Consider the following 24,839-nt stretch of genomic DNA (forward strand, 5'->3'; position numbering starts at 1 on the left):
GGTACGGCAGATGCTCCGCCCGTCCGGCGAAGTGCGGCAAACTTTGTTGCCGACCCGGCAAAAGAGGAATCTGGCGACCGCGCGGGCGCATTACGCCGGCGGCTCGGCGATCAGGGCCGTGGCCACCCGGCGGAAGCCGATGCGGGCGTAGACGCGGGCCACGTCCTCGTCGCCCGCCGACAGGAAGACCGTACGGGCCCCGCGCTCCCGGGCCCGTGCGACCAGGGCGGCCGTGACCCCGAGGGCCAGGCCCTGGCGGCGGGCCGACGGGAGGGTGCCGACGCCCACCACCTCCACGACGTCCCCGACCGGGTTGTACTGGCCCGCGCAGAGCACCACCCCGTCCCGTACGGCCGCGGCCAGGACCGTGCTGCCCGCGGCCAGCTTCTCGGCCACGCGGGCCCGGCCCGCCTCGGCCGCCGGGTCCGTCAGCGCCGCCGCCAGTTCCGCCGGGCCCGCCTCGCCGACCGCCGTTCCCGGGGCCGCGAAGGCCAGGGCCGGGACCGTCACGGCGGCGGTGAGCAGCGGGTCGTCGGCGTCGAGCAGACGGACTTCGGGGTGCGGGGGAAGGGCCTCGGCCGCCGGGTCCAGGACCATCAGCGGGTGGGCGTGGACGTGGAGCCCCGCCGCCTCCACCGCGGCCCGGAGCGAGGGGCTGGTTTCGGCCACCCACTCGAAGGCCTCGGGGACCTTCAGCTCCCGCTGGCGCTGCCAGACCCGCTCCACGTCGGCCCGGGTTGCCCCGGGGCCGCCGAGCGCGGGCCGCGCGTAGTACGGCCAGCCCGCGCCCTCCTGGACGAACAGGGTCAGGGGGCCGAAGTCCTCGGCGCGGGCCCCGCCCACCCGCGGCACCGTGTCGTAGTACCGCTCGAGCTCGGACAACGTCGGGTCGATCATGTGGTCGGTCATCCGGTCATCCAAACAAAGGGGCGCCGCGCGGGCACCTCCTTTCCGGACCGCTCAGGCGCCCTCCTTCAGCACGCGCGAGATCAGCGCCCGCTGGGCGTCGGAGAGGTTCGGCTCCGCGCAGGCCAGCGTCCGCCCGTCCACGGTGATCCGGTAGGAGAAGCCGTCCCGTACCCGGTCCGCAGGGTCGCCCGGCGGCCCGGGCCGCAGCGCGAGCTGGGCCAGGGCCTTCCACTCGTCCTCGTCCGGCCGGCCCGCGGTGTCCACCTCGGCCCGGCGCTCGATGCCCGCGAAGCCGCCCGTCCGTACCACCTGAATGCGCATGGGTGCCCTCTACCCCGCGAGCGGGACACCCACCGCGGACCACGCCTTCTGGAGCGCCTGGTGCTCGGCGCCGCCGGCCCCGTACCGGGTCACGGCCGCCGCGGTCGAGAGCCGGGCGAAGTCCGCGAAGTTCGCCCGGGGGGTGAGGTCGCCGCCGGTCAGGGTGTCGTACCAGATCCGTCCGGCCCGCTCCCAGGCCTTGCCGCCCAGCTCGGTCGCCACGATGTAGAAGGCGTGGTTGGGGATGCCGGAGTTGATGTGGACGCCGCCGTTGTCGCTGTGGGTGTTCACGTAGCCGTCCATCGTGGCCGGCTGCGGGTCCTTGCCCAGCTCGTCGTCGTCGTACGCGGTGCCCGGGGCCTTCATCGAGCGCAGTGCGACCCCGGTGACGTTGGGGCCGAGCAGCCCGGCCCCGATCAGCCAGTCGGCCTCCTCGGCCGTCTGCTCCAGCGAGTACTGCTTGATCAGCGAGCCGAAGACGTCCGACATCGACTCGTTCAGGGCGCCCGACTGGCCGCGGTAGACCAGGTTCGCCGTGTACTGGGTGACGCCGTGGGTCAGCTCGTGGCCGATGACGTCCACCGACACGGTGAAGTCGAGGAAGAGGTCCCCGTCCCCGTCGCCGAAGACCATCTGCTGGCCGTCCCAGAACGCGTTGTTGTACTCCTCGCCGTAGTGGACGGTCGCGTCCAGGGGGAGCCCGGAGTCGTCGATCGAGCGCCGGCCGAAACCCTTCAGGAAGAGTTCGTACGTCGCCCCGAGGCCCGCGTAGGCGCGGTTGACGGTGGCGTCCTTGCTCAGCGGGTCGCCCTCCCCGCGGACCTTCGCCCCGGGCAGCCGGGTGCGGTGCTGGGCGTCGTAGACGGTCCGGTCCGGATCGTCGGAGGTCGGCGCGGCGAGCACGGGGACGATCCCGCGGACGGCGGTGACCCGGCGCCGGGTGCGCAGCATGGAGTCGCGCTCCAGCGTGCGCTGGGCGAGGTCGGCGCGGCGGGAGTCCTCGGACAGGGCGGCCTTGTCGAGGAGGTGCGGCGGGACGACCGTGCAGAAGACGGGGTGGTGGCGGTGGGTGTGGGAGGCATCCATGCCCGGCAATGTGGCAGTGGGTCATGGTGGTGTCACTACCTGCGACCATGATTCATTCACTTGTCTGAAAGCGGTAACGCCGGGTTGACGGAACAACCGGACCCGGGCGGGATGAAGGAGGCTTGGCTCACATTTGGTGCAAATCGGACGCTCTGGTCTTGCATACTGAAACAGGTCCTCGCGTCACGGCGCGGCTCGGCTAGGCTCGGCCCATCATGCGTTTCGGGCTGCTTCTCCTTAGCTGCCGCGGCGAGGGTCTGTAGTCGTAGGCCGACCCCCTCCCCGCGGAGTTTGGTGTTGCGGTTTTCACTACCGCCGTCGGCCGTCCCAGCGAACTACACGCGGACACGCGAGGAGCCCAACGCCATGAGCCAGCAGCCTTTTGTCGGTCGCCCCACGCCCATCACCAACGCGACCCACACCCAGAAGTCCTCCGGGATGCCGATCCACAAGTACGGCTCGTACGAGCAGGTGGAGATCCCCGACCGCACCTGGCCGAACGCCCGCGTCACCAAGGCTCCCCGCTGGCTCTCCACCGACCTGCGCGACGGCAACCAGTCGCTGATCGACCCGATGACCCCCGCCCGCAAGCGCGAGATGTTCGACCTGCTGGTGCGCATGGGCTACAAGGAGATCGAGGTCGGCTTCCCCTCCTCCGGCGAGACCGACTTCGCCTTCGTGCGCTCCATCATCGAAGAGGGCGCGATCCCGGACGACGTCACCATCTCCGTACTGACCCAGGCCCGCGAGGACCTGATCGAGCGGACCGTGGAGTCCCTGGTCGGTGCGAAGCGCGCCACCGTACACCTGTACAACGCGACCGCCCCGACCTTCCGCCGGGTGGTCTTCCGCGGCTCCAAGGAGCAGATCAAGCAGATCGCCGTCGACGGCACCCGCCTGGTCATGGAGTACGCGGACAAGCTGCTGGGCCCGGAGACCACCTTCGGCTACCAGTACAGCCCGGAGATCTTCACCGACACCGAGCTGGACTTCGCCCTGGAGGTCTGCGAGGCCGTCTGTGACGTCTGGCAGCCGGCCGAGGGCCGCGAGATCATCCTGAACCTGCCCGCCACCGTGGAGCGCTCGACGCCGTCCACGCACGCGGACCGCTTCGAGTGGATGGCCCGCAACCTGACCCGCCGCGAGCACGTCTGCATCTCCGTGCACCCGCACAACGACCGCGGCACCGCCGTCGCCGCCGCCGAGCTCGCCCTGATGGCCGGCGCCGACCGCATCGAGGGCTGTCTGTTCGGGCAGGGCGAGCGCACCGGCAACGTCGACCTGATCACCCTGGGAATGAACCTGTTCTCCCAGGGCATCGACCCGCAGATCGACTTCTCGCAGATCGACGAGATCCGTCGCACCAGCGAGTACTGCAACCAGATGGAGGTCCACCCGCGCCACCCCTACGCGGGCGACCTGGTCTACACCGCCTTCTCCGGCTCCCACCAGGACGCCATCAAGAAGGGCTTCGACGCGATGGAGGCCGACGCGGCCGCCCAGGGCAAGACGGTCGACGACATCGAGTGGGCCGTTCCGTACCTGCCGATCGACCCGAAGGACGTCGGCCGCTCCTACGAGGCGGTCATCCGGGTCAACTCTCAGTCCGGCAAGGGCGGCATCGCGTACGTCCTGAAGAACGACCACAAGCTGGATCTGCCGCGCCGCATGCAGATCGAGTTCTCCCGGATCATCCAGGCCAAGACCGACGCCGAGGGCGGCGAGGTCACGCCGAAGGCGATCTGGGACGTCTTCTCCGACGAGTACCTGCCCAACTCCGACAACCCGTGGGGACGCATCCAGCTGCGGTCGGGTTCGACGGCCACCGACAAGGACGGCACGGACACGCTGACCGTCGAGGCGGTCGTGGACGGTGTGGAGACGGTCCTGGACGGCACCGGCAACGGTCCGATCTCGGCCTTCTTCGACGCGCTGGCCGGCATCGGCGTCGACGCCCGCCTGCTGGACTACACCGAGCACACCATGAGCGAGGGCGCCTCGGCCGTGGCCGCCTCGTACATCGAGTGCGCGATCGACGGCCGCGTCCTGTGGGGCATCGGCATCGACGCCAACACCACCCGCGCCTCCCTGAAGGCGGTCATCTCCGCCGTCAACCGCGCGGGCCGCTGACCCCCCGTACGCGACCCCGCTCCCTCCCCTCCGGAGGGGGCGGGGTTCCGCCGTCCCCGCGCCGGCCGGATGGCGCGCCGGCGCGGGGGCGCGGGCGGGCCCTCAGCGGGCCAGGTAGCCGCCGTCCACCGGCAGGACCACGCCCGTCACGAACGAGGCCGCGTCCGAGGCCAGGAAGGCGATGACGCGGGCCACCTCCTCGGGCTCCCCGAGCCGGCCCATGGGGTGCGCCCCCGCGATCTCCGACAGGTACTCCGGACCGCCCGGCTCGTCCTTCAGCGCGATCACCCGCTCCGTACGGATGGTTCCCGGTGCCACCGCGTTGACCCGGATCCCGTGTGCGGCCCACTCCACCGCGAGGTGCTTCGTCAGCCCGGAGGCCACGAACTTCGCGGGTCCGTACGCGGCCTGGCGGGCCTGCCCGGCCACTCCCGAGATCGAGGACACGCAGACCAGGGCCCCGCCGGGGCGCGGCTGCGCGGTCATCGCCTCGATGGCGTACTTGCAGGTCAAGAACATGCCGCGGCCGTCGACCGCCATGACGTGGTCCCAGTCCTCGGGGCTGGTCTCGCGGACGTCGGAGAGGGGGAGCACCCCGGCGTTCGCCACGGCCACGTCGAGGCGCCCGTACGCCCCGACGGCGGCCGCGACCATCGCGCGGTTGGCCTCCGGATCGGAGACGTCACCGGCGACCGCGGTGATCGCACACCCCTCGTCGGCCAGTTCCGTACGCAGGGCCTCGACCCCGGGGCCATTGATGTCGGCCGCGGTCACCCGGGCCCCGGAGCGGGCCAACAGCCGGGCGGTGGCCCGGCCGATCCCGCTCGCGGCGCCGGTGACCAGACAGGACTTCTCGTTCATGCGGCGAACCCTAGAGGGAGCGGGGAGGAGGCGGGGGGACGCCGGGGACGCAGACCGGCCAAGTCCGGGGCCCGGCACATGTTGTCTTGTCACACGACTGACGCATCCTCACCGATGTGGCTAACATCACGCCCACCCGGCGATGTTGCCGGAAGGTTACGGAGGTGCGACGTGCTGCCAGTTCGGGGTGGGGACGGCCGGAAGCTGACGGTCTGGGGCACCCGTACCACCTGGAGCACCGTGGGGGACGGGGAGTTCTTCTGCCCCGCCTGCGGTGGCGACCGCAATTACCGCAGGCGGACCGGGCGGCGCCGGTTCACCGTCCTCGGGGTGCCGCTGCTGCCCCGCGGGCAGGCCGGGCCCGTCATCGAGTGCCAGGGCTGCCGTGCGCGCTTCGCCACCGACGTCCTGGACCACCTCACCACGACCCGCTTCACGGCCCTCCTGCGCGACGCCGTGCACACCGTGGCGCTGGCCGTGCTCACCGCGGGCGGAACGGCCTCGCGCGGCGCGCTGGAGGCCGCCGTGGGCGCCGTACGGGCCGCGGGCTTCCAGGAGTGCACCGAGGAGCAGCTGGAGTCCCTCGTGGACGCGCTGTCCACGGACGAGGGCCGGCAGGGGCTGTACGACGTCCCGGAGTGTTGCGGGGCCGCGCTGTCGATAGAGCTCCACGAGGCCCTGGAACCGCTGGCCCCGCACCTGGCCGGCCCGGGTCGCGAATCGATCCTGCTCCAGGGGGCCCGCATCGCGCTCGCGGACGGCCCGTACACCCCGGCCGAGCGCGAGGTGCTCGCGACGGTCGGTTCGGCGCTGCGGATCGACACGGACGAGGTGACCCGACTGCTGTCGGCGGTGCGCGCTCCCTGAGGGGCGTTCCACGGATCTCACACGAGCGGCCCTGTGCGAATTCATCGCGCAGGGCCGCTCGTGTCCGACCCGTGGACTCCGGACGGGCCCGTTCCGCCCAAAACGGCCTTCCGTGGCGTAACGATCCGGCCTCGCAGGGCCCGTTTCGGGACGCGTGAACGCCGTGTGAAGGGTGCAGGCGCAAGCCCCGTGCCCGATGTGTCCACCAGTCGGACGGCCGGAACGGCGCCTTCGAGTTTGCCCGTCCGAAGGGCTGCAAACCTGGTATCCGCACGTCATGGGGCAGGTGCTTCACGGGTGCGCCGGGGGAAGATCCGGCCCCGCACCGTTGTGCGCATACCCCTGTCGAGAGCGCCGCACCACTGGAGAAACCTACAGATCGAGCAGGCCTGGACGTCAACAGTTTGTCGAAGTCGACGATATGTGTGAGGCCACCCACAGGCGTTCAATTCCGGTCACACGACAAGACGGCGCCGTTAACACAGCGCGGCTTCCATTCGCTCCACCGTGAATGCACTGACAACCCCGGCGTACCAACGGGTTAGCGACCCACTGCGCCCCAGGGACAACCAGATCTCCTCTCACTTACCTACCTTGAAGGGCAAGGCTGAGATGGCACGTGTCGCCGCCCGGCTTTCCACCGACGGAGAGCAGAGCACGCACCCGGTCGACGAGGTGCTCCCCCTCCCCAAGCTCGCGCTGTACGGCTTCCAGCACGTACTCGCCTTCTACGCCGGCGCGGTGATCGTTCCGATCATCGTCGGCAACGCGCTGAAGCTGAGCCCTGAACAGCTGGTCTACCTGATCAACGCGGACCTCTTCACCTGCGGCATCGCCTCGATCATCCAGGCCTGGGGCATCGGCCGGATCGGTGCGCGCCTGCCGCTGATCCAGGGCGTGACCTTCACCGCCGTCTCGCCGATGATCGCCATCGGTCTCGGCGCCGGCGGCGGCACCGCCGCCCTGCTGGTCATCTACGGCGCGGTGATCACCGCCGGTATCGCCACCTTCGCCTTCGCCTGGCTCCCGGCCAAGGCGTTCCGGACCGTGATGCGGCTGTTCCCGCCGGTCGTCACCGGCACGGTGATCACCGTGCTGGGCATCGTCCTGATCCCGGTCGGTCTCAACGACGCCGCCGGCGGCCTCGGCAGCCCCGACTTCGGAGACCCGAAGAACTTCGCCTACGCCGGCGGCACGATGCTCTTCATCCTCATCCTGATGAAGATCGGCAAGCCGTTCCTCTCCAGCATCTCGATCCTCCTCGGCCTGGTCGTCGGCACCACCGTCGCCTTCCTGCTCGGCGACGCGAAGTTCGGGGACGTGAGCAAGTCCGAGTGGATCGGCGTCACCACCCCCTTCCACTTCGGTGCCCCGAAGTTCGAGTGGTTCCCGATCGTCCTGATGCTCATCGTCATGCTGATCACCATGGTCGAGACGACCGGTGACACCTACGCCGTCGGCGACATCGTCGGCAAGGAGGTCGACAGCGAGACCGTGGCCCGCGCCCTGCGCGCCGACGGCGCCGCGACCGCGCTCGGCGGTGTCCTCAACTCCTTCCCGTACGTGGCCTTCGCCGAGAACGTCGGCCTGGTGCGGATGACGAAGGTGAAGAGCCGGTTCGTGGTGGTCGCCGCGGGTGTCTTCATGATCGCCTTGGGTCTGCTGCCCAAGGCCGCCGCGATCGTCGCCGCCGTCCCGCACGGGGTCCTCGGCGGCGCCGCGACCGTCATGTTCGCCATGGTCGCCCTGGCCGGCATCCAGACCCTGGCCAAGGTGGACCTGAAGGAGGAGAAGAACGCGCTGATCGTCGGCGTCTCCCTCGCCTTCGCCCTGCTCCCCGCGACCGTCCCGGTCTTCTTCACCAAGCACATGGACCCGGACCTGTCCTCGCTCCTCAACAGCGGTGTGACGCTCGGTGCCACGGCCGCCATCGGTCTTCAACGGCCTGGGCAAGGACGGCGCCCACGACGCCCCCAAGGTCGAACTGCCCGTCCAGCCGACGGCGGGCGAGGAGTCCTCGGCAGCCGTACCGGCCCCGTCGGGCGAGGGCGAAGAAGCCCGGACGCCGGCCTCCTGACCCTCCCAAGGGGTGACCCCGGCCGGGCCCCGCGCCCGGCCGGGGTCGCTGCCGTTCGTTGTCGTTCGTTGCCGGGACGCACTGCCCGTGGTCGCCTCGCCGTACGGGACAATGGGCGCATGAGTCTGTTCCGCGACGACGGCATCGTGCTGCGCACCCAGAAGCTGGGTGAGGCGGACCGCATCATCACCCTGCTGACCCGCGGCCACGGCCGGGTGCGGGCCGTCGCCCGCGGGGTCCGGCGCACGAAGTCCAAGTTCGGCGCCGGGCTGGAACCTTTCTCCCACGCCGACGTGCAGTTCTTCGCCCGGGGCAGCGAACTGATCGGCCGCAGCCTCCCGCTCTGCACCCAGACCGAGATCATCGCCCCGTACGGCAACGGCATCGTCACCGACTACGCCCGCTACACCGCCGGCACCGCCATGCTGGAAACCGCCGAGCGGTTCACCGAGAACGAGGGCGAGCCCGCCGTCCAGCAGTACCTGCTGCTCGTCGGAGCCCTGCGCACCCTCTCGCGCGGCGAGCACGAGCCCCACCTCATCCTCGACGCCTTCCTGCTGCGCTCCCTCGCCGTCAACGGCTACGCGCCCAGCTTCGAGGACTGCGCGAAGTGCGGCATCCACGGACCCAACCGGCACTTCTCCGTCGCCGCGGGCGGGGTCATATGCGGGGACTGCCGGGTGCCCGGCAGCGTCGTACCCTCATCAGAGGCCATCGCCCTGCTCAGCGCCCTGCTGACGGGCGACTGGGGGCATGCCGACGCGTGCGAGGCGCGTCACGTGCGGGAGGGCAGCGGGCTGGTCTCCGCCTATTTGCACTGGCATCTGGAGCGCGGGCTACGCTCCCTGCGATACGTCGAGAAATAGGAGCTGGGCACATGGTACGACGCGGGATTCTGGGACGCTCTCGCCGGGAGTACAAGGTTCCCGAGCCGCACCCGTCCGGTGCGGTCCCGCCGAAGATCCCCGGTGAGCTGGTCCCGAACCACGTCGCCGTCGTCATGGACGGCAACGGCCGCTGGGCGAAGGAGCGCGGTCTGCCGCGCACCGAGGGGCACAAGGTCGGCGAGGGCGTCGTGCTCGATGTGCTCAAGGGCTGCCTGGAGATGGGCGTCAAGAACCTCTCCCTGTACGCCTTCTCGACGGAGAACTGGAAGCGCTCGCCCGACGAGGTCCGCTTCCTGATGAACTTCAACCGCGACGTCATCCGGCGCCGCCGCGACGAGATGAACGAGCTGGGCATCCGCATCCGTTGGGTCGGCCGCATGCCGAAGATGTGGAAGTCGGTCGTCCAGGAGCTCCAGGTCGCGCAGGAGCAGACCGTCGACAACGACGCCATGACCCTGTACTTCTGCGTCAACTACGGCGGCCGTGCGGAGATCGCGGACGCGGCGCAGGCCATCGCCCGCGATGTCGCGGCGGGCCGGCTGGACCCGTCGAAGGTGAACGAGAAGACCTTCGCGAAGTACATGTACTACCCGGACATGCCGGACGTGGACCTCTTCCTGCGCCCGAGCGGCGAGCAGCGGACCTCCAACTACCTGCTCTGGCAGAGCGCGTACGCCGAGATGGTCTTCCAGGACGTGCTGTGGCCGGACTTCGACCGCCGCAACCTCTGGGCGGCCTGCCTGGAGTACGCCCAGCGCGACCGCCGCTTCGGCGGCGCCGTGCCGAACCAGCCGGAGTCCACCGCCTGACGGGGGTGCGGGACGGCCGGATTCCGCCCGGCCGGTAGGGTCCGCTGTCATGAACACGGATGAGGATCATGCACAGCGGACCGAGCAGGCCGCCTTCGTCTACCAGCTCACGCTCGCTGACCTCCAAGGGGTCGTCCGGGTGCGTGCCTGGCGGACGGGAGCGGGGCGCGCGGAGATGCTCCTGCCCCCGCTGATGACCACTGCCCTCGTGGTGGCGTTCGGCCTGTTCCGCGGGTTCCTGCCGGTCGTCACCGTGGTCAGCGCGGTGGTGGGACTCGGTGCCGGACTCCTCGGAGTCGTTCGGGGCCGACGCGGCATGGCGCGCCGGCTTCACGCGGTGTGGGTTCAGTACGGGCAGTGCCGCACGCTGGTCGACGACCGGGGCGCCGCGACCACGGGCGAGACCATGTCGTACACGGCCGACTGGAAGCTCTTCACGGACTACGCCGAGACGCCGGACCTCTTCGTCCTGGTCGGGGGCCCGCGAGCGAGCTGCCTCGCGGTGGTGCCGAAGCGGGGGGCCGAGGAGCCCGCCGACATCGACCGCCTCCGCGCGATCCTGGACCGGAACCTGAAGCGGGTCTAGCCGGCGGCGGCGCAGTCGGCGCAGGTGCCGAAGATCTCCACCGTGTGGGCGACGTTCACGTAGCCGTGCTCGGCCGCGATGGACTCCGCCCACTTCTCCACGGCCGGGCCCTCCACCTCGACGGCCTTGCCGCACTTGCGGCAGACCAGGTGATGGTGGTGATCGCCGGTGGAGCAGCGGCGGTAGACGGACTCGCCGTCGCTGGTCCGCAGGACGTCGACCTCGCCGGCGTCCGCGAGGGACTGGAGGGTGCGGTAGACGGTGGTCAGGCCCACGGAGTCGCCACGGTGCTTGAGCATGTCGTGGAGCTCCTGGGCGCTGCGGAACTCGTCCACCTCGTCCAGCGCCGCCGCGACCGCGGCCCGCTGCCGGGTGGATCGTCCTCGTACTGGCGCGGTATTCATCTCGCCAGGCGCAGTCGCCACCGGTTCCTCCTCGTATAGGCCTGCGGCCATTGTGCCAGCCCTTCAGGGGGCGTCCGGCGAATCGGACGCCCCCTAGACCTTCACATCGTCGCGCGTGCAGACCTCTTCGGCCGCGAGTGCGGCTCTGGCCCGGCGCCGGGCCAACGGGGCGGAGAGGGCGGTCATCACCATGAAGACGCCGATCGCGAGCAGCACGATCGTCGCGCCCGAGGGCACGTTGATGTAGTAGGTGGCCGCCGTGCCGGTCAGCGAGACGGTCACGCTGATGGCCATGGCCAGGCCCAGCGTGGCCGCGAAACTGCGGGTGAGGCGCTGCGCTGCCGCGACCGGGATCACCAGCATCGCGCTGACCAGCAGCAGGCCGACGATGCGCATCGCGACGGTGACGGTGACGGCGGCGGTGACCGCGATCAGCAGGTTCAGGGCGCGCACGGGCAGGCCGGTGACCCGGGCGAACTCCTCGTCCTGGCAGACGGCGAAGAGCTGCCTGCGCAGGCCGATGGCCACGGCGAGGACGAAGGCGGCGAGGATCGCCATCGCGGTCACGTCCTCGGCGGAGACCGTGGTGATCGAGCCGAACATGGAGCCCAGGAGGCTGGCCGTCTGACCGCCCCCGAGGTTGATGATCATGACGCCGCCCGCGAGGCCGCCGTAGAAGAGCATGGCGAGGGCGACGTCTCCGCTGGTCCTGCCGCGGGCCCGGATCAGTTCCATGCCGACGGCGCCGACGACGGCGACGAGCGTCGCCATCCAGACCGGGCTGGTCTGGAGGACGAAGCCGAGCGCGACACCGGTCATGGCGACGTGGCCGAGGCCGTCGCCCATGAGCGCCTGGCGGCGCTGGACGAGGTACGTGCCGATGGCGGGGGCCGTGATGCCGACCAGGGCCGCCGCGATCAGCGCGCGCTGCATGAAGGCGTAGTCGAGGATGTCCATCAGCTCAGCAGTCCCGTCCGCAGGGGCCCGGCGTCGTGCGCCGCGTGGGGGTGTACGTGGTCGTGGCCGGGCAGGGCGTGCTGCCCCACGGCCTCCGGGGGCGGGCCGTCGTGGACGACGCAGCCGTCGCGCAGGACGACGGCGCGGTCGATCAGGGGCTCCAGCGGGCCCAGCTCGTGCAGGACGAGCAGGACGGTGGAACCGGCGGCGACCTGCGCGCGCAGGGCGTTCGCCAGGACCTCCTGGTTGGCGAGGTCCACGCCCGCCATCGGCTCGTCCATGATCAGCAGCTCGGGTTCGACGGCGAGCGCCCGGGCGATGAGCACGCGCTGGTGCTGGCCGCCGGAGAGGGCGTCCACCGAGACGTCGGCGTACGAGTCCATGTCGACCAGGGCCAGGGCCTGCTCTATGGCCGTCCTGTCGGCCTTGCGCAGGAGGCCGAAGCGGGTGCGGGCGAGCCGGCCGGAGGAGACGACCTCGCGGACGGTGGCCGGGACGCCGCCGGCGGCGGTGGTGCGCTGGGGGACGTAGCCGATGCGCGACCAGTCGCGGAAGCGCTTGAAGTCCGTACCGAAGAGGCTGAGGGTTCCGTCGGTCAGCGGGACCTGGCCGACCACGGCGCGGACGGCCGTGGACTTGCCTGAGCCGTTGGCGCCGAGCAGCGCGACGACCTCACCGCGGTGGACGGTGAGGTCGATCCCGCGCAGCACGGGGCGCGAGCCGAGCGAGGCCGTGGCCCCGCGCAGGGATATGACGGGTGACTGGTCCGCTGCCCGTCCTGGCGTGGACTGCATGGCTCGCGCCTCCGTTGCTGCTGTCATCTACTTGGCTCCGAGCGCCTTCTGGAGGTTCTTCAGGTTGGACCGCATGACCTCGAAGTAGTCAGCGCCCTGGGACGTGTTGGTGATTCCTTCGAGGGGGTCCAGGACATCGGTCTTCAGGCCGGTGTCCGTCGCGAGGGTCTTGGCCGTCTTGTCGCTGGCCAGGGTCTCGAAGAACACGGTGGTGACATTGTCCTTCTTCGCGACGGCCTGAAGATCCTTCATCCGGGCCGGGCTCGGCTCGGACTCGGGGTCGACGCCGGAGATGCCCTCCTGGTCGAGGCCGTAGCGCTCGGCGAGGTAGCCGAAGGCGGAGTGGGTGGTGATGAAGGTCTTGGAGGCCGTGTTCTTCAGGCCGTCCTTGAACTCCGTGTCCAGCGCGGTCAGTTTGCCGACCAGCTCGTCGGTGTTCTTCTTGTAGTCCGCGGCGTGGTCGGGGTCGGCCTTCTCCAGGGCGGCGCCGACCCCCTTGGCGATCTCCGCGTACTTGACGGGGTCGAGCCAGACGTGCGGGTCCTTGCCGCCCTCGTCGTGGTCGTGGCCCTCGCCCTCGCCCTCGGCGTGGCCCTCGGCGCCGTGGTCGTGGCCGGCCGAGCCGTGGACCTCCAACTCGGTGAGGGTCGCGGCATCGACGACGTTCTTCACGCCGGACAGGGCGACGGCCTTGTCGACGGCGGGCTGCAGGCTCTTGAGGTAGAGGACCACGTCGGCCTCGCCGAGCTGCCCGGTCTGCTTCGGGGTGATCTCCAGGTCGTGCGGTTCGACGCCGGGCTTGGTCAGGCTGTCGACCTTCACGTGCTCCTTGCCGATCTGCTCGGCGAGGAAGGCCATGGGGTAGAACGACGTCGTCACGCCGACCTTGCCGTCCTTGCTGCCACCGGCGCCGGCGGCGGCTCCGGAGCAGGCGGTTAGGGCCGTGGCGCCGAGGGCGACGGCTCCGGCGAGGGCGGCGGTGGGTATGAGGCGTCGTACGTTCATGACATCCATTTTCATCAAAGATGGAAACGATTGTCAAAAACCCAGGTGGGGGGCCGGGGTGGGTGGGCGTGGAAGGGGAACCGATTTGAAAGGGGGGGTGCGGGCGCCGGTAATCTAAAGACTTCGCCGTTCGTCCTCGTAATGAAGAGAGCACCGTGGCCGCCGACAAGATCGAAACCATCGTCAGCCTGAGCAAGCGCCGTGGCTTCGTTTTCCCGTGCAGTGAGATCTACGGCGGCTCCAAGGCCGCCTGGGACTACGGCCCGCTCGGTGTCGAGCTCAAGGAGAACATCAAGCGCCAGTGGTGGAAGGCCATGGTCACCGGGCGTGAGGACATCGTCGGTATCGACTCCTCCGTGATCCTGGCCCCCGAGGTGTGGGTGGCCTCCGGCCACGTCGCCACCTTCTCGGACCCGCTGACCGAGTGCACCTCCTGCCACAAGCGCCACCGCGCGGACCACCTTGAAGAGGCGTACGAGGCCAAGCACGGCCGGATGCCCGCCAATGGTCTCGCCGACATCAACTGCCCCAACTGTGGCGTGAAGGGCCAGTTCACCGAGCCCAAGCAGTTCTCCGGCATGCTGGAGACCCACCTCGGCCCGACCCAGGACACCGGCTCGAAGGCGTACCTGCGCCCCGAGACCGCCCAGGGCATCTTCACCAACTTCGCCGTGGTGCAGACCACTTCGCGCAAGAAGCCGCCCTTCGGCATCGCGCAGATGGGCAAGTCCTTCCGGAACGAGATCACTCCGGGCAACTTCATCTTCCGCACGCGCGAGTTCGAGCAGATGGAGATGGAGTTCTTCGTCAAGCCGGGCGAGGACGAGCAGTGGCAGGAGTACTGGATGCAGGAGCGGTGGAACTGGTACCGCGACCTCGGCATCCGCGAGGAGAACATCCGCTGGTACGACCACCCGAAGGAGAAGCTGTCCCACTACTCGAAGCGCACCGCTGACATCGAGTACCGCTTCAACTTCGGTGGCAACGAGTTCTCCGAGCTCGAAGGCGTCGCCAACCGCACCGACTTCGACCTCAAGGCCCACTCCGCCGCCTCCGGCCAGGACCTGGTCTACTTCGACCAGGAGACCAAGGAGAAGTACACCCCGTACGTCATCGAGCCGGCGGCCGGCGTGAACCGCGCCATGCTCGCCTTCATGCTCGACGCGTACAACGAGGACGAGGCTCCGAACGCCAAGGGCGTCATGGAGAAGCGCACCGTGATGCGCCTCGACCCGCGCCTGGCCCCGATCAAGGTCGCCGTGCTGCCGCTGTCCCGCAACGCGCAGCTGTCGCCGAAGGCCAAGGGCCTCGCTGCCGACCTGCGCAAGTTCTGGAACATCGAGTTCGACGACGCGGGCGCCATCGGCCGCCGCTACCGTCGCCAGGACGAGATCGGTACGCCGTTCTGCGTCACCGTCGACTTCGACACCCTGGACGACAACGCGGTGACCGTGCGCGAGCGCGACACCATGAAGCAGGAGCGCGTCTCGCTGGACCAGATCCAGGCCTACCTCGGCAGCCGTCTGCTCGGTTGCTAGGTCCTGCTCCACGAAGACCGGTGGCCCGGTGCGCTCGCAGCGCACCGGGCCACCGGTCTTTACTCGGGGTGGGGCGGGGTGGGGCGGGCCCGGATCAGGAGGCCGCTGCCGCCTGCGCCGCCGCCTCGGCCGCGCGGCGCTCTCCCTCGGCCCTGGACCGCTTGCCGTACCAGCCGGTCCACGCGCCGAGTGCGCCCAGCACCGCGTAGATCATGATCGGGCTGACCACCAGCATGGTCTCGGTGGGCAGCGCGTAGGCGAGGGCGATGCGGACGAGGGCCTCGATGACGTACGCGACGCCCCACACCAGCGTCATCCGGTTCATGGTGGTGCGGAAGCCCTCGTACTGCCACAGGCCGTTCCACCAGGCGGTGCTCTCCGGGGTGCCGTCGGTGGCGAACTTGCGGCCGAAGTAGAACATCAGCGGGCGCGGCGCCAGCAGCGTCCCCAGGCAGAGCAGTCCGAACAGCCCGGTGACCCCCGAGTCCTTGACGAGCAGGGCGCGGGCCGAGTGCGCGCCGACGAGCGAGACGACGGCGGTGATCACCAGGAACACCATGGTGATGACGGCGAACTCGTCGAGCTTGCGCCGCCAGGCCAGGCTGATGACGCTCTCGAGCACCGGCCAGGCGCTGCTGAGCAGGAGTGCGGAGAACTCGCTCCAGCCGTGGTCCTTGGTGAGGATGTTGTACGTGATCAGCGGCGCGACCACGTTGAGCCCGATGGTCAAGATCCAGCCGAGGACGGCAGCGCTGCCCGAGCGCTTCGGAGGTGCCGGTTGTGTGGAGTGAGTTGCTGGAGCGGACAAGGTTCCCCCTGAAACGTGCCTGGTGAAGTGCGGTAGGGAGACCGTAAGGAGTTTGACTGGACGCGAACAACCTGACCGGACCAAAATGATCATCAAGTTGTCCGGAGTGACTGATTCCGGCTGGCGATCGCACCAGGTCAGGCGCGCAGGCCCCGGATCACGAGCGCGGTGACCGCCTCGAACTCGGTGATGATCGTCGGCGAGAGCCAGTCGGCCGCGTACTGCGGGTCGTGGAAGCGGCCGGTGGCGTCGAAGACCGCGCGGGCCGCCGCCGGCACGTCTTCGGCGGCGAGCGAGCCCGCCGCGACGCCCTCGGCGATGATCCGGCCCAGCTGGTCGATCAGCTCGCTCAGGTGCGCGTCCACCACGCCGCTGTTCTCGGCGAGCAGCACGGTGTAGGTGGCGAACAGTTCCGGGTCGTCGCCCGCCTTGTGGCGCTTGGCCTCGAAGAGGGCCTCCAGCCACGCCTCCAGCTTGGAGGGGGCGCTGCCGGTGGGGGCCGAGGCGATCTCCTCCAGCATGACCACGCTCCGGGCCAGCCAGCGGTCCGTGACGGCCTCGCGCAGCGCCGCCTTCGACGGGAAGTGCCGGTACACGCTGCCGTGGCTGACGCCCAGGGCGCGGGCCACGTCCACCACGGTCGCCTTGGTGGGACCGAAGCGGCGCAGCACCTCCTCGGTGGTCGCGAGGATGCGCTCGGGAGTCAGGGGCTCGGCAGCAGCGGGAGGCATGGGTACGACCGTACCGTCAGCTCAGTGCTCACTGTCGAGGTGGGCCATCTGGGCCGCCGGGTACCTCTCGCCCGCCGCGGCGCCCGCCGGGACCGCTTCCTCGATGGCGGCCAGGTCGGCGGCGTCGAGCGAGACGTCCATGGCACCCAGTGCCTCGGCAAGCCGGTCCCTGCGCCGGGCGCCCACCAGCGGCACGATGTCGACCCCGTGCCGCGGCCCCTGCGCGAGCACCCAGGCGATCGCGGTCTGGGCGACGCTCGCGCCCTTGCCCTCGGCCACCTTGCGCAGCGCCTCCACCAGGTCGAGGTTCCGGTCGAGGTTGTCGCCCTGGAAGCGGGGGCTCATGCCGCGGAAGTCGCCCGGGGCCAGTGCGCGGTCGCGGGTGAAGTGACCGCTGATGAGGCCGCGGGACAGCACCCCGTACGCCGTGATCCCTATGCCGAGCTCGCGGGCGGTCGGCAGGATCTCGGCCTCGATGCCGCGGGAGATCAGCGAGTACTCGATCTGGAGGTCGGAGATCGGGGCGACGGCAGCGGCTCGGCGCAGGGTGTCCGCGCCGACCTCCGAGAGGCCGATGTGGCGCACGTGTCCGGCCTCGACCGCCTCGGCGATGGCCCCGACGGTCTCCTCGATCGGTACGTCCGGGTCCACCCGCGCGATCCGGTAGATGTCGATGTGGTCCCGGCCGAGCCGCTGGAGCGAGTAGGCCAGGAAGTTCTTGACGGCCTCCGGCCGGCCGTCGTAACCGGTGAAGCCGCCCTCGACCGTGCGCAGCGCGCCGAACTTGACGCTGGTCAGCGCCCGCTCGCGGGCCTCGGCGGGCGCCGTGCTCAGGGCCTCGGCGATCAGCAGTTCGTTGTGCCCCATGCCGTAGAAGTCGCCGGTGTCCAGCAGCGTGTGCGTGCCGTCGGGGGCGGCGTCCAGATAGGCGTGGATGGTCGCGAGGGACTCGGCGCGGTCCGCCTCCCCGTAGAGGGCGGACATCCCCATGCAGCCCAGCCCCAACGGGAAAAGGGTGGGGCCGGTGCTGCCCAGGGTGCGGCGGTCGGCGGTCGTGTGGGTGCTCTCGTTCGTCGTCATGGAACGAGAATGGCATGACGAGTGACAGATTTCAATATCTGTCACTCGTCAGTGTCAGGCGAGGATCCGCAGCGCCAGGGCGGCCGCCGCGGCCAGGGTCAAGACGGCCGCCGGTGCCAGCTCGTAGTCCTTGACCCGGAGGTGGCTGATGACCGCGCCGATGAAGTAGAGGGTCACGCCGGCCGCCGCGGCCACCCCGAGCGGAGTCACCCACAGGCCGGCCACCAGGCCGATCGCGCCCGCGGCCTTGAGCGTGGCGAGGCGCGGCAGCCACGAGTCCGGGACCCGGACCTTCTGCATGCTCGCCACGATCTGGTCGTTGCGCTGGAGAGTGAAGGTGGCGGAGGCGGTGAGGACGAGGGCGAGCAGGACGCCGACGACGGCGTAGGCGATGAACATGAAGATCTCCAACGGTCGGTAATGTGAAATCATTGAATAGCATCAACGATATCTCGAATGCAATCATTTCCTGGTTGCTACGATGTGGACCATGACGGCAGATCAGGACGGACCGCACCCTCCGCAGCGGCTGGGCCTGCTGCTGGCCTGGCACGGCTCGGTCACCCAGACGCGGATGAAGCGGGCGCTCGGCGCGGCCGGACTCACTCCCCGGCACGCGATGACGCTGATGCACCTGGAGGGCGGCCCCATCAGCCAGCGGGCGCTCGCCGAGCGGCTGGAGGTGGACCCGAGCGTGCTCGTCGGGATCCTGAACGACCTGGAGGGCGAGGGCCTGGCCGAACGCCGCCGGGACCCGTCCGACCGGCGCCGTCACAACGTGGCCATCACCGAAGCCGGGGGAGCGGCCCTCCACAAGACGAACACCGCCCTCGACGAGGTCGAGAGCGGCATCTTCGCGGGCCTGTCGGCCGCGGAGCGCGACCTCCTGCGCGGCCTCCTCGACCGGGTCAACATCTCGGCCGAGGACTTCAGCTGCGGCGATTAGCCGCCCGGGCGGAGGATCCTCAAGTCCGCGGGGAACCCGTCACGGCGGCGGCGCCGACCGCGTCCTCCAGGGTGCGGGCGGTCCGTTCCGCCGTCGCACGGGCCCACGCACCGCTCGTTGCCGCGCCCACGACCAGGACGAGCAGCCCGCAGATCGTGATGATCCACCAGGCCGGTTGGGCCGCGCCCGAGAAGTCCGAGCCGTTCGCCAGCCCGGCCGCCAGCACCGAGCCGATCACCGCGACGCCCAGGGTGCCGCCGGTCTGCCGACTGGTGGAGGCGATGGCTGCCGCCACCCCGGCCTGGGAGCGCGGCATCCCGGACACCGCCGTATTGGTGATCGGTGCGTTCACCATGCCGAAGCCGAGCCCGAACAGCATGTACCCGGTGAACAGGAGCGGGTTGGACGTCTCGGCCTCGAACAGGGCGAACAGCAGCCCGCTCGACACCATGGCCACCCCCGCGATCAGTAGGCAGATCCGCGGCCCCCGACTGCCCACCAGCCGCCCGGCCAGCGGCGCGAACAGGACGGTCAGCCCGGCCATCGGCAGCATGTAGAGCCCCGCGTGCAGGGCGCTGAGCCCCCGTACGTCCTGGAGGTACAGCGTGTTCAGGAAGAGGAAGCCGGCCAGCCCGGCGAAGGCGCTGATCGCGATCACGGTCGACCCGCTGAAGGGCGCGCTCCGGAAGAACCGGAGATCGATCAGCGGCTCCTTGCGGCGGGGCTCGTAGACCAGCAGCCCCAGGAACGCGGCCACGGCCACCACCGCACACCCCACGATCAGCGGCGAGCGCCAGCCGGCGGCCGGTGCTTCGATGATCCCGTACGTCAGACTGCCCAGCAGGGCGATCACCAGCACCTGCCCCAGCGGGTCCGGACGGCGCGGCCGGGCCGCCCTGGACTCGGGGATGTGCCGCAAGGTCAGCGCGAACGCCGCCAGACCGATCGGCAGATTGATCAGGAAGATCGAGCGCCAGCCCACGGAGTCCACCAGCACCCCGCCGATCAGGGGACCCGCCGCCATGGAAACGCCCCCGACCGCACCCCACACGCCGATGGCCCGGGCCCGCTCGGCGGGATCGGTGAAGGTGTTGGTGATGATCGACATCGCCACCGGGTTGAGCATCGCGCCGCCCACCGCCTGCACCATCCGGAAGACGACGAGCCAGTCGAGGCTGGGGGCGAGCGAGCAGAGCAGGGAGCCGCCGGTGAAGGCCACCAGACCGGCCACGAAGACCTTCCGGCGCCCGATCCGATCGGCCGTGGACCCCGCGAGCATCAGCAGCGAGGCCAGTACGAGGGTGTAGGCGTCGATGCTCCACTGCAGCCCCGAGACCGAGGCGTCCAGGTCGCGGCGCATCGAGGGCAGAGCGACGTTCAGCACGGTGTTGTCGAGGCTCACGATCAGCAGGCTCATGCAGCAGATCGCGAGGACGAGCGTGCGCTGCCGGGGACTCGGCTCGATCATGCGCCGATGCTACGTCCCCCCCACCCCCTCGGCATGCGGGACAATGGGCGGATGACCACGCTCCCCCCGCCCCTCGCGATCGGCCCGCACACCGTGCAGCCCCCGGTGGTGCTCGCACCCATGGCCGGCATCACCAATGCCCCGTTCCGTACCCTCTGCCGGGAGTTCTCGGGCGGCAAGGGGCTGTTCGTGAGCGAGATGATCACGACCCGCGCCCTGGTCGAGCGCAACGAGAAGACCATGCAGTTGATCCACTTCGACGAGACCGAGAAGCCCCGCTCGATTCAGCTGTACGGGGTGGACCCGGTCACGGTCGGCAAGGCGGTCCGCATGATCGTCGAAGAGGACCGCGCCGACCACATCGACCTCAACTTCGGCTGCCCGGTCCCCAAGGTGACCCGCAAGGGCGGCGGCTCGGCCCTCCCGTACAAGCGCAACCTGCTGCGCGCGATCCTGCGCGAGGCCGTCGCCGGCGCCGGCGACCTGCCGGTCACGATGAAGATGCGCAAGGGCATCAACGACGAGCACCTCACCTACCTCGACGCGGGCCGGATCGCCGTCGAGGAGGGCGTCACCGCCATAGCCCTGCACGGCCGGACCACCGCCCAGCACTACGGCGGCACCGCCGACTGGGAGGCCATCGCCCGGCTGAAGGAACACGTACCGGAGATCCCGGTGCTCGGCAACGGCGACATCTGGTGCGCGGAGGACGCGCTGCGCATGGTCCGCGAGACCGGCTGCGACGGCGTGGTCGTGGGGCGCGGCTGCCTGGGGCGGCCGTGGCTGTTCAACGACCTGGTGGCGGCCTTCGAGGGGCGCCCCGAGGACTTCCACAAGCCCACCCTGCGCGAGGTGGCGACCACCATGCACCGCCACGCGCAACTGCTGGGGGAGTGGATCGGCGACGAGGCGCGCGGGGTGATCGACTTCCGTAAGCACGTGGCCTGGTACCTCAAGGGCTTCTCGGTGGGTTCCGAGATGCGCAAGAAGCTCGCGGTCACCTCGTCCCTGGCCGAGCTCGACGCTCATCTGAGCGAGCTCGATCTGGATCAAGCGTGGCCGGAGAGTGCGGACGGGCCTCGCGGTCGGACGTCCGGAAACAACCGAGTTGTCCTGCCGGACGGCTGGCTGAAGGACCCGTACGACTGCGCGGGTGTGAGCGAGGACGCTGAACTGGACACCTCCGGAGGCTGACAAATCGCCCTCCGTGGTGCGTGATATACGCCACGCATGGGAAGGGTTTCGCTCAGATGAGCGCAGAAATCACGGGTAAGACTTTCAAAGGGTGGCACTGGGTGCCACCCTTTGTGCGTTCAATACTTGAACGCAAATGTATCGATGATCGCTCATCCAAGCGTGATCAGGCCTCAGGAGCCCCCTCACCCTTCGGGATGTGAACGCTCTTCCTACTTTCTGATTACCCATGAGTTACTTTCGATCTGCTGGCGCACGGGTGGTTACAGCCATATGACGACCAAGTGGACGTACCCAGAAGCCTTCGATCTGGGTATGTTCCTGGCCGTCAGGGCAGCCACCGAGCCTCGAGGAGTCGAGACCCGTGTCGGAAAACAAAGATCAGAAGTTCGTCTACGACTTCACCGAGGGCAACCGCGACCTCAAGGACCTTCTCGGTGGCAAGGGTGCCAACCTCGCCGAGATGACCAACCTGGGTCTGCCGGTCCCTCCCGGCTTCACCATCACCACCGAGGCCTGCAAGGTCTACCTCGAGAGCGGTACGGCCCCGGCCGAGCTGCGCGAAGAGGTCAGCGCCCACCTTGCCGCCCTCGAGGCGAAGATGGGCAAGAAGCTCGGACAGTCGGACGACCCGCTGCTGGTCTCCGTGCGTTCCGGCGCGAAGTTCTCGATGCCCGGCATGATGGACACCGTCCTGAACATCGGCCTCTCCGACGAGTCCGTGAAGGGCCTCGCCTCCCAGGCCGGCAACGACCGCTTCGCCTGGGACTCGTACCGCCGCCTCATCCAGATGTTCGGCAAGACCGTGCTGGACGTCGACGGCGAGCTCTTCGAGGAAGCCCTCGACGAGGCCAAGGCCGCCAAGAAGGTCACCGTCGACACCGACCTCGACGCCGCCGACCTGAAGAAGCTGGTCACCCGCTTCAAGAAGATCGTCGCCAAGCAGGCCGGCCGCGAGTTCCCGCAGGACGCCCGCGAGCAGCTCGACCTCGCCGTCGAGGCCGTCTTCAACTCGTGGAACACCGACCGCGCCAAGCTCTACCGCCGCCAGGAGCGCATCCCGAGCGACCTCGGCACCGCGGTCAACATCTGCTCCATGGTCTTCGGCAACCTCGGCCCCGACTCCGGCACCGGCGTCGCCTTCACCCGTGACCCCGCCAGCGGCCACGCGGGCGTCTACGGCGACTACCTGCAGAACGCCCAGGGCGAGGACGTCGTCGCGGGCATCCGCAACACCGTGCCGCTCGCGGACCTGGAGGCCATCGACAAGGCCTCGTACGACCAGCTCATGACGATCATGACGACGCTGGAGACCCACTACAAGGATCTTTGCGACATCGAGTTCACCATCGAGCGCGGCCAGCTGTGGATGCTCCAGACCCGCGTCGGCAAGCGCACCGCGGGCGCGGCGTTCCGCATCGCCACCCAGCTCGTGGACCAGGGCCTGATCGACGAGGCCGAGGCCCTCCAGCGCGTCAGCGGCCACCAGCTGGCCCAGCTGATGTTCCCGCGCTTCGACGAGGGCGCCAAGACGGCCCTGCTCGGTCGCGGCATCGCCGCCTCCCCGGGCGCGGCGGTCGGCAAGGCCGTCTTCGACTCCTACACGGCCGTCAAGTGGTCCCGCTCCGGCGAGAAGGTCATCCTGATCCGCCGCGAGACCAACCCCGACGACCTGGACGGCATGATCGCCTCCGAGGGCATCCTGACCTCGCGCGGCGGCAAGACCTCGCACGCCGCCGTCGTCGCCCGCGGCATGGGCAAGACCTGCGTCTGCGGCGCCGAGGAGCTCGACGTCGACACCAAGCGCCGCCGCATGACGGTCGGCGAGACGGTCATCGAAGAGGGCGACGTCGTCTCCATCGACGGCTCCACCGGCAAGGTCTACCTCGGTGAGGTACCCGTCGTACCGTCCCCGGTCGTCGAGTACTTCGAGGGCCGCATGCACGCCGGCGCCGACGACGCCGACGAGCTCGTCGCCGCCGTGCACCGGATCATGGCCTACGCGGACCGCGTCCGCCGCCTGCGGGTGCGCGCCAACGCCGACAACGCCGAGGACGCGCTGCGCGCCCGCCGCTTCGGCGCCCAGGGCATCGGCCTGTGCCGCACCGAGCACATGTTCCTCGGCGAGCGCCGTGAACTGGTGGAGCGACTGATCCTCGCGGACACCGACGGCGAGCGCGAGGAGGCACTCAGTGCCCTCCTGCCGCTGCAGAAGAAGGACTTCGTCGAGCTGTTCGAGGCGATGGACGGCCTGCCCGTCACCGTCCGCCTCCTGGACCCGCCGCTGCACGAGTTCCTGCCCGACATCACCGAGCTGTCGGTGCGCGTCGCCCTTGCCGAGTCCCGCAAGGACCACAACGAGAACGACCTGCGCCTGCTCCAGGCCGTGCACAAGCTGCACGAGCAGAACCCGATGCTGGGTCTGCGCGGCGTCCGCCTCGGCCTGGTCATCCCCGGCCTGTTCAAGATGCAGGTCCGGGCGATCGCCGAGGCCGCCGCCGAGCGCAAGAACGCCAAGGGCGACCCGCGCGCCGAGATCATGGTCCCGCTCGTGGGCACCGTCCAGGAGCTGGAGATCGTCCGCGACGAGGCCGACGCGGTCATCGCCGAGGTCGAGGCCGCGACCGGCACCAACCTCAAGCTGACCATCGGCACGATGATCGAGCTGCCGCGCGCCGCGCTGACCGCCGACCAGATCGCCGAGGCCGCGCAGTTCTTCTCCTTCGGCACGAACGACCTGACCCAGACGGTGTGGGGCTTCTCCCGCGACGACGTCGAGGCCAGCTTCTTCACCGCCTATCTGGAGAAGGGCATCTTCGGGGTCTCGCCCTTCGAGACCATCGACAAGGACGGCGTCGGCTCGCTGGTCCGGCACGCGGCCAAGCTGGGCCGGGCCACCCGTCCCGACCTCAAGCTCGGCGTCTGCGGCGAGCACGGCGGCGACCCCGAGTCCGTCCACTTCTTCCACGAGGTCGGCCTCGACTACGTCTCCTGCTCGCCCTTCCGGATTCCGGTGGCGCGCCTTGAGGCCGGCCGTGCGGCCGCCGAGGCGAAGGGCAGCGACAGCCGCTGACCCACGGGCCGCCAAGGCCCCATAGACCGCGCCTGTCCCCGGGTTCCCTGACTGCCCGGGGGCGGGCGCGCCTCTTTTTGTTTGTTCAACAAATCTTTACGCCAGCAGGCGGTGGACGGATCCCCACCCGTCCACCGCCGCTGTCATTCTGCCGGGCACGTCGGCGCTTCCCGGTGCGACCGACCGCCAGGCCCCGCAAAGCCCCCCACGGCCTTCGCGGAGCGTTTCGGTCGCACCGGAGTGTGCCCGGCGGAGTACAGGATTTCGGTTGTCACGCCCCCGCCGAAAGGGGTTTCAACTGTGGCCGA

General features: G+C 69.8%; 22 protein-coding genes and 1 pseudogene. 10 read left to right on the plus strand and 13 right to left on the minus strand.

Annotated features, from left to right (window positions below; genetic code table 11):
- Positions 1 to 90: 90 nt before the first annotated feature.
- From ACIQK6_RS18285 to ACIQK6_RS18295, 3 genes are read right to left on the minus strand one after another with little or no spacing between them, the layout of a single operon-like run.
- Complete coding sequence (locus tag ACIQK6_RS18285; RefSeq protein ID WP_329102177.1) at positions 91 to 909, minus strand: GNAT family N-acetyltransferase; 819 nt, start codon at positions 907 to 909, stop codon at positions 91 to 93.
- A 51-nt stretch (positions 910 to 960) separates the two neighbouring features.
- On the minus strand, positions 961 to 1,230 hold the full coding sequence (locus ACIQK6_RS18290) for a protealysin inhibitor emfourin (RefSeq protein WP_329102180.1): 270 nt from the start codon (positions 1,228 to 1,230) through the stop codon (positions 961 to 963).
- Between the two features lie 9 nt (positions 1,231 to 1,239).
- The gene (locus ACIQK6_RS18295) at positions 1,240 to 2,316 is read right to left on the minus strand and encodes a M4 family metallopeptidase (RefSeq protein ID WP_329102182.1); all 1,077 of its coding nucleotides are present in this window, start codon (positions 2,314 to 2,316) and stop codon (positions 1,240 to 1,242) included.
- 366 nt (positions 2,317 to 2,682) lie between these two features.
- Between ACIQK6_RS18295 and leuA the strand changes: the two genes are divergently transcribed.
- Entirely contained in the window at positions 2,683 to 4,446 is a 1,764-nt protein-coding gene (leuA, locus tag ACIQK6_RS18300) for a 2-isopropylmalate synthase (RefSeq protein ID WP_329102183.1), read from the plus strand.
- Between the two features lie 102 nt (positions 4,447 to 4,548).
- Here the strand turns inward: leuA and ACIQK6_RS18305 are convergent, their stop codons facing one another.
- The gene (locus tag ACIQK6_RS18305) at positions 4,549 to 5,307 is read right to left on the minus strand and encodes an SDR family NAD(P)-dependent oxidoreductase (protein WP_329102185.1); all 759 of its coding nucleotides are present in this window, start codon (positions 5,305 to 5,307) and stop codon (positions 4,549 to 4,551) included.
- Positions 5,308 to 5,478: 171 nt separating this feature from the next.
- Here ACIQK6_RS18305 and ACIQK6_RS18310 point away from each other — a divergent pair, with 171 nt between their 5' ends.
- From ACIQK6_RS18310 to ACIQK6_RS18330, 5 genes and pseudogenes are all read left to right on the plus strand, one after another.
- On the plus strand, positions 5,479 to 6,174 hold the full coding sequence (locus ACIQK6_RS18310) for a TerB family tellurite resistance protein (protein WP_329102187.1): 696 nt from the start codon (positions 5,479 to 5,481) through the stop codon (positions 6,172 to 6,174).
- 612 nt (positions 6,175 to 6,786) lie between these two features.
- A pseudogene (locus tag ACIQK6_RS18315) lies at positions 6,787 to 8,055 on the plus strand (nucleobase:cation symporter-2 family protein); the annotation flags it as partial.
- Positions 8,056 to 8,370: 315 nt separating this feature from the next.
- Positions 8,371 to 9,117: a DNA repair protein RecO gene (gene recO, locus ACIQK6_RS18320; protein WP_030009060.1), complete on the plus strand. Its 747-nt coding sequence runs from the start codon at positions 8,371 to 8,373 to the stop codon at positions 9,115 to 9,117.
- Between the two features lie 11 nt (positions 9,118 to 9,128).
- Complete coding sequence (locus tag ACIQK6_RS18325) at positions 9,129 to 9,947, plus strand: isoprenyl transferase (RefSeq protein ID WP_189736837.1); 819 nt, start codon at positions 9,129 to 9,131, stop codon at positions 9,945 to 9,947.
- A 49-nt stretch (positions 9,948 to 9,996) separates the two neighbouring features.
- Positions 9,997 to 10,533 (plus strand): YcxB family protein, encoded by a 537-nt coding sequence (locus ACIQK6_RS18330; RefSeq protein WP_329102191.1) that lies wholly within the window; start codon positions 9,997 to 9,999, stop codon positions 10,531 to 10,533.
- On the opposite strand, the gene ACIQK6_RS18335 is transcribed toward ACIQK6_RS18330, so the two are convergent.
- The 4 genes from ACIQK6_RS18335 to ACIQK6_RS18350 all read right to left on the minus strand — a co-directional run bounded on the left by ACIQK6_RS18335 (position 10,530) and on the right by ACIQK6_RS18350 (position 13,693).
- The gene (locus ACIQK6_RS18335) at positions 10,530 to 10,958 is read right to left on the minus strand and encodes a Fur family transcriptional regulator (RefSeq protein ID WP_078626133.1); all 429 of its coding nucleotides are present in this window, start codon (positions 10,956 to 10,958) and stop codon (positions 10,530 to 10,532) included. The two genes, ACIQK6_RS18330 and ACIQK6_RS18335, sit on opposite strands and share 4 nt — an antisense overlap.
- 72 nt (positions 10,959 to 11,030) lie before the next feature.
- Entirely contained in the window at positions 11,031 to 11,894 is an 864-nt protein-coding gene (locus tag ACIQK6_RS18340; protein WP_329102193.1) for a metal ABC transporter permease, read from the minus strand.
- Complete coding sequence (locus ACIQK6_RS18345) at positions 11,894 to 12,688, minus strand: metal ABC transporter ATP-binding protein (RefSeq protein ID WP_329107955.1); 795 nt, start codon at positions 12,686 to 12,688, stop codon at positions 11,894 to 11,896. The genes ACIQK6_RS18340 and ACIQK6_RS18345 overlap by 1 nt, the downstream gene beginning before the upstream one ends.
- A gap of 27 nt (positions 12,689 to 12,715) precedes the next feature.
- Positions 12,716 to 13,693: a metal ABC transporter substrate-binding protein gene (locus tag ACIQK6_RS18350; RefSeq protein ID WP_402695089.1), complete on the minus strand. Its 978-nt coding sequence runs from the start codon at positions 13,691 to 13,693 to the stop codon at positions 12,716 to 12,718.
- Between the two features lie 155 nt (positions 13,694 to 13,848).
- Between ACIQK6_RS18350 and ACIQK6_RS18355 the strand changes: the two genes are divergently transcribed.
- Entirely contained in the window at positions 13,849 to 15,231 is a 1,383-nt protein-coding gene (locus ACIQK6_RS18355; protein ID WP_329102197.1) for a glycine--tRNA ligase, read from the plus strand.
- A 94-nt stretch (positions 15,232 to 15,325) separates the two neighbouring features.
- Here the strand turns inward: ACIQK6_RS18355 and ACIQK6_RS18360 are convergent, their stop codons facing one another.
- The 4 genes from ACIQK6_RS18360 to ACIQK6_RS18375 all read right to left on the minus strand — a co-directional run bounded on the left by ACIQK6_RS18360 (position 15,326) and on the right by ACIQK6_RS18375 (position 18,249).
- The gene (locus ACIQK6_RS18360; protein WP_329102199.1) at positions 15,326 to 15,961 is read right to left on the minus strand and encodes a VC0807 family protein; all 636 of its coding nucleotides are present in this window, start codon (positions 15,959 to 15,961) and stop codon (positions 15,326 to 15,328) included.
- Positions 15,962 to 16,176: 215 nt separating this feature from the next.
- Entirely contained in the window at positions 16,177 to 16,770 is a 594-nt protein-coding gene (locus ACIQK6_RS18365; protein WP_329102201.1) for a TetR family transcriptional regulator, read from the minus strand.
- Between the two features lie 21 nt (positions 16,771 to 16,791).
- Positions 16,792 to 17,850, minus strand: a complete 1,059-nt coding sequence (locus ACIQK6_RS18370; protein ID WP_329102204.1) for an aldo/keto reductase — start codon at positions 17,848 to 17,850, stop codon at positions 16,792 to 16,794.
- A gap of 54 nt (positions 17,851 to 17,904) precedes the next feature.
- The gene (locus ACIQK6_RS18375) at positions 17,905 to 18,249 is read right to left on the minus strand and encodes a DoxX family protein (RefSeq protein ID WP_329102206.1); all 345 of its coding nucleotides are present in this window, start codon (positions 18,247 to 18,249) and stop codon (positions 17,905 to 17,907) included.
- A 91-nt stretch (positions 18,250 to 18,340) separates the two neighbouring features.
- Here ACIQK6_RS18375 and ACIQK6_RS18380 point away from each other — a divergent pair, with 91 nt between their 5' ends.
- Complete coding sequence (locus ACIQK6_RS18380) at positions 18,341 to 18,796, plus strand: MarR family winged helix-turn-helix transcriptional regulator (RefSeq protein ID WP_329102208.1); 456 nt, start codon at positions 18,341 to 18,343, stop codon at positions 18,794 to 18,796.
- Positions 18,797 to 18,815: 19 nt separating this feature from the next.
- On the opposite strand, the gene ACIQK6_RS18385 is transcribed toward ACIQK6_RS18380, so the two are convergent.
- Positions 18,816 to 20,264 carry an MFS transporter gene (locus ACIQK6_RS18385; protein WP_329102210.1) on the minus strand — a complete coding sequence of 483 codons (1,449 nt, stop codon included), beginning with the start codon at positions 20,262 to 20,264 and terminating at the stop codon, positions 18,816 to 18,818.
- Positions 20,265 to 20,297: 33 nt separating this feature from the next.
- Here ACIQK6_RS18385 and dusB point away from each other — a divergent pair, with 33 nt between their 5' ends.
- Both dusB and ppdK read left to right on the plus strand, forming a co-directional pair.
- Positions 20,298 to 21,458, plus strand: coding sequence for a tRNA dihydrouridine synthase DusB (dusB, locus tag ACIQK6_RS18390; RefSeq protein ID WP_402695090.1), 1,161 nt, complete (start codon positions 20,298 to 20,300; stop codon positions 21,456 to 21,458).
- Between the two features lie 364 nt (positions 21,459 to 21,822).
- On the plus strand, positions 21,823 to 24,531 hold the full coding sequence (gene ppdK / locus ACIQK6_RS18395) for a pyruvate, phosphate dikinase (RefSeq protein WP_402695091.1): 2,709 nt from the start codon (positions 21,823 to 21,825) through the stop codon (positions 24,529 to 24,531).
- Positions 24,532 to 24,839 lie beyond the last annotated feature (308 nt).

Source organism: Streptomyces sp. NPDC091682, from assembly GCF_044756625.1.
Lineage (GTDB): Bacteria > Actinomycetota > Actinomycetes > Streptomycetales > Streptomycetaceae > Streptomyces.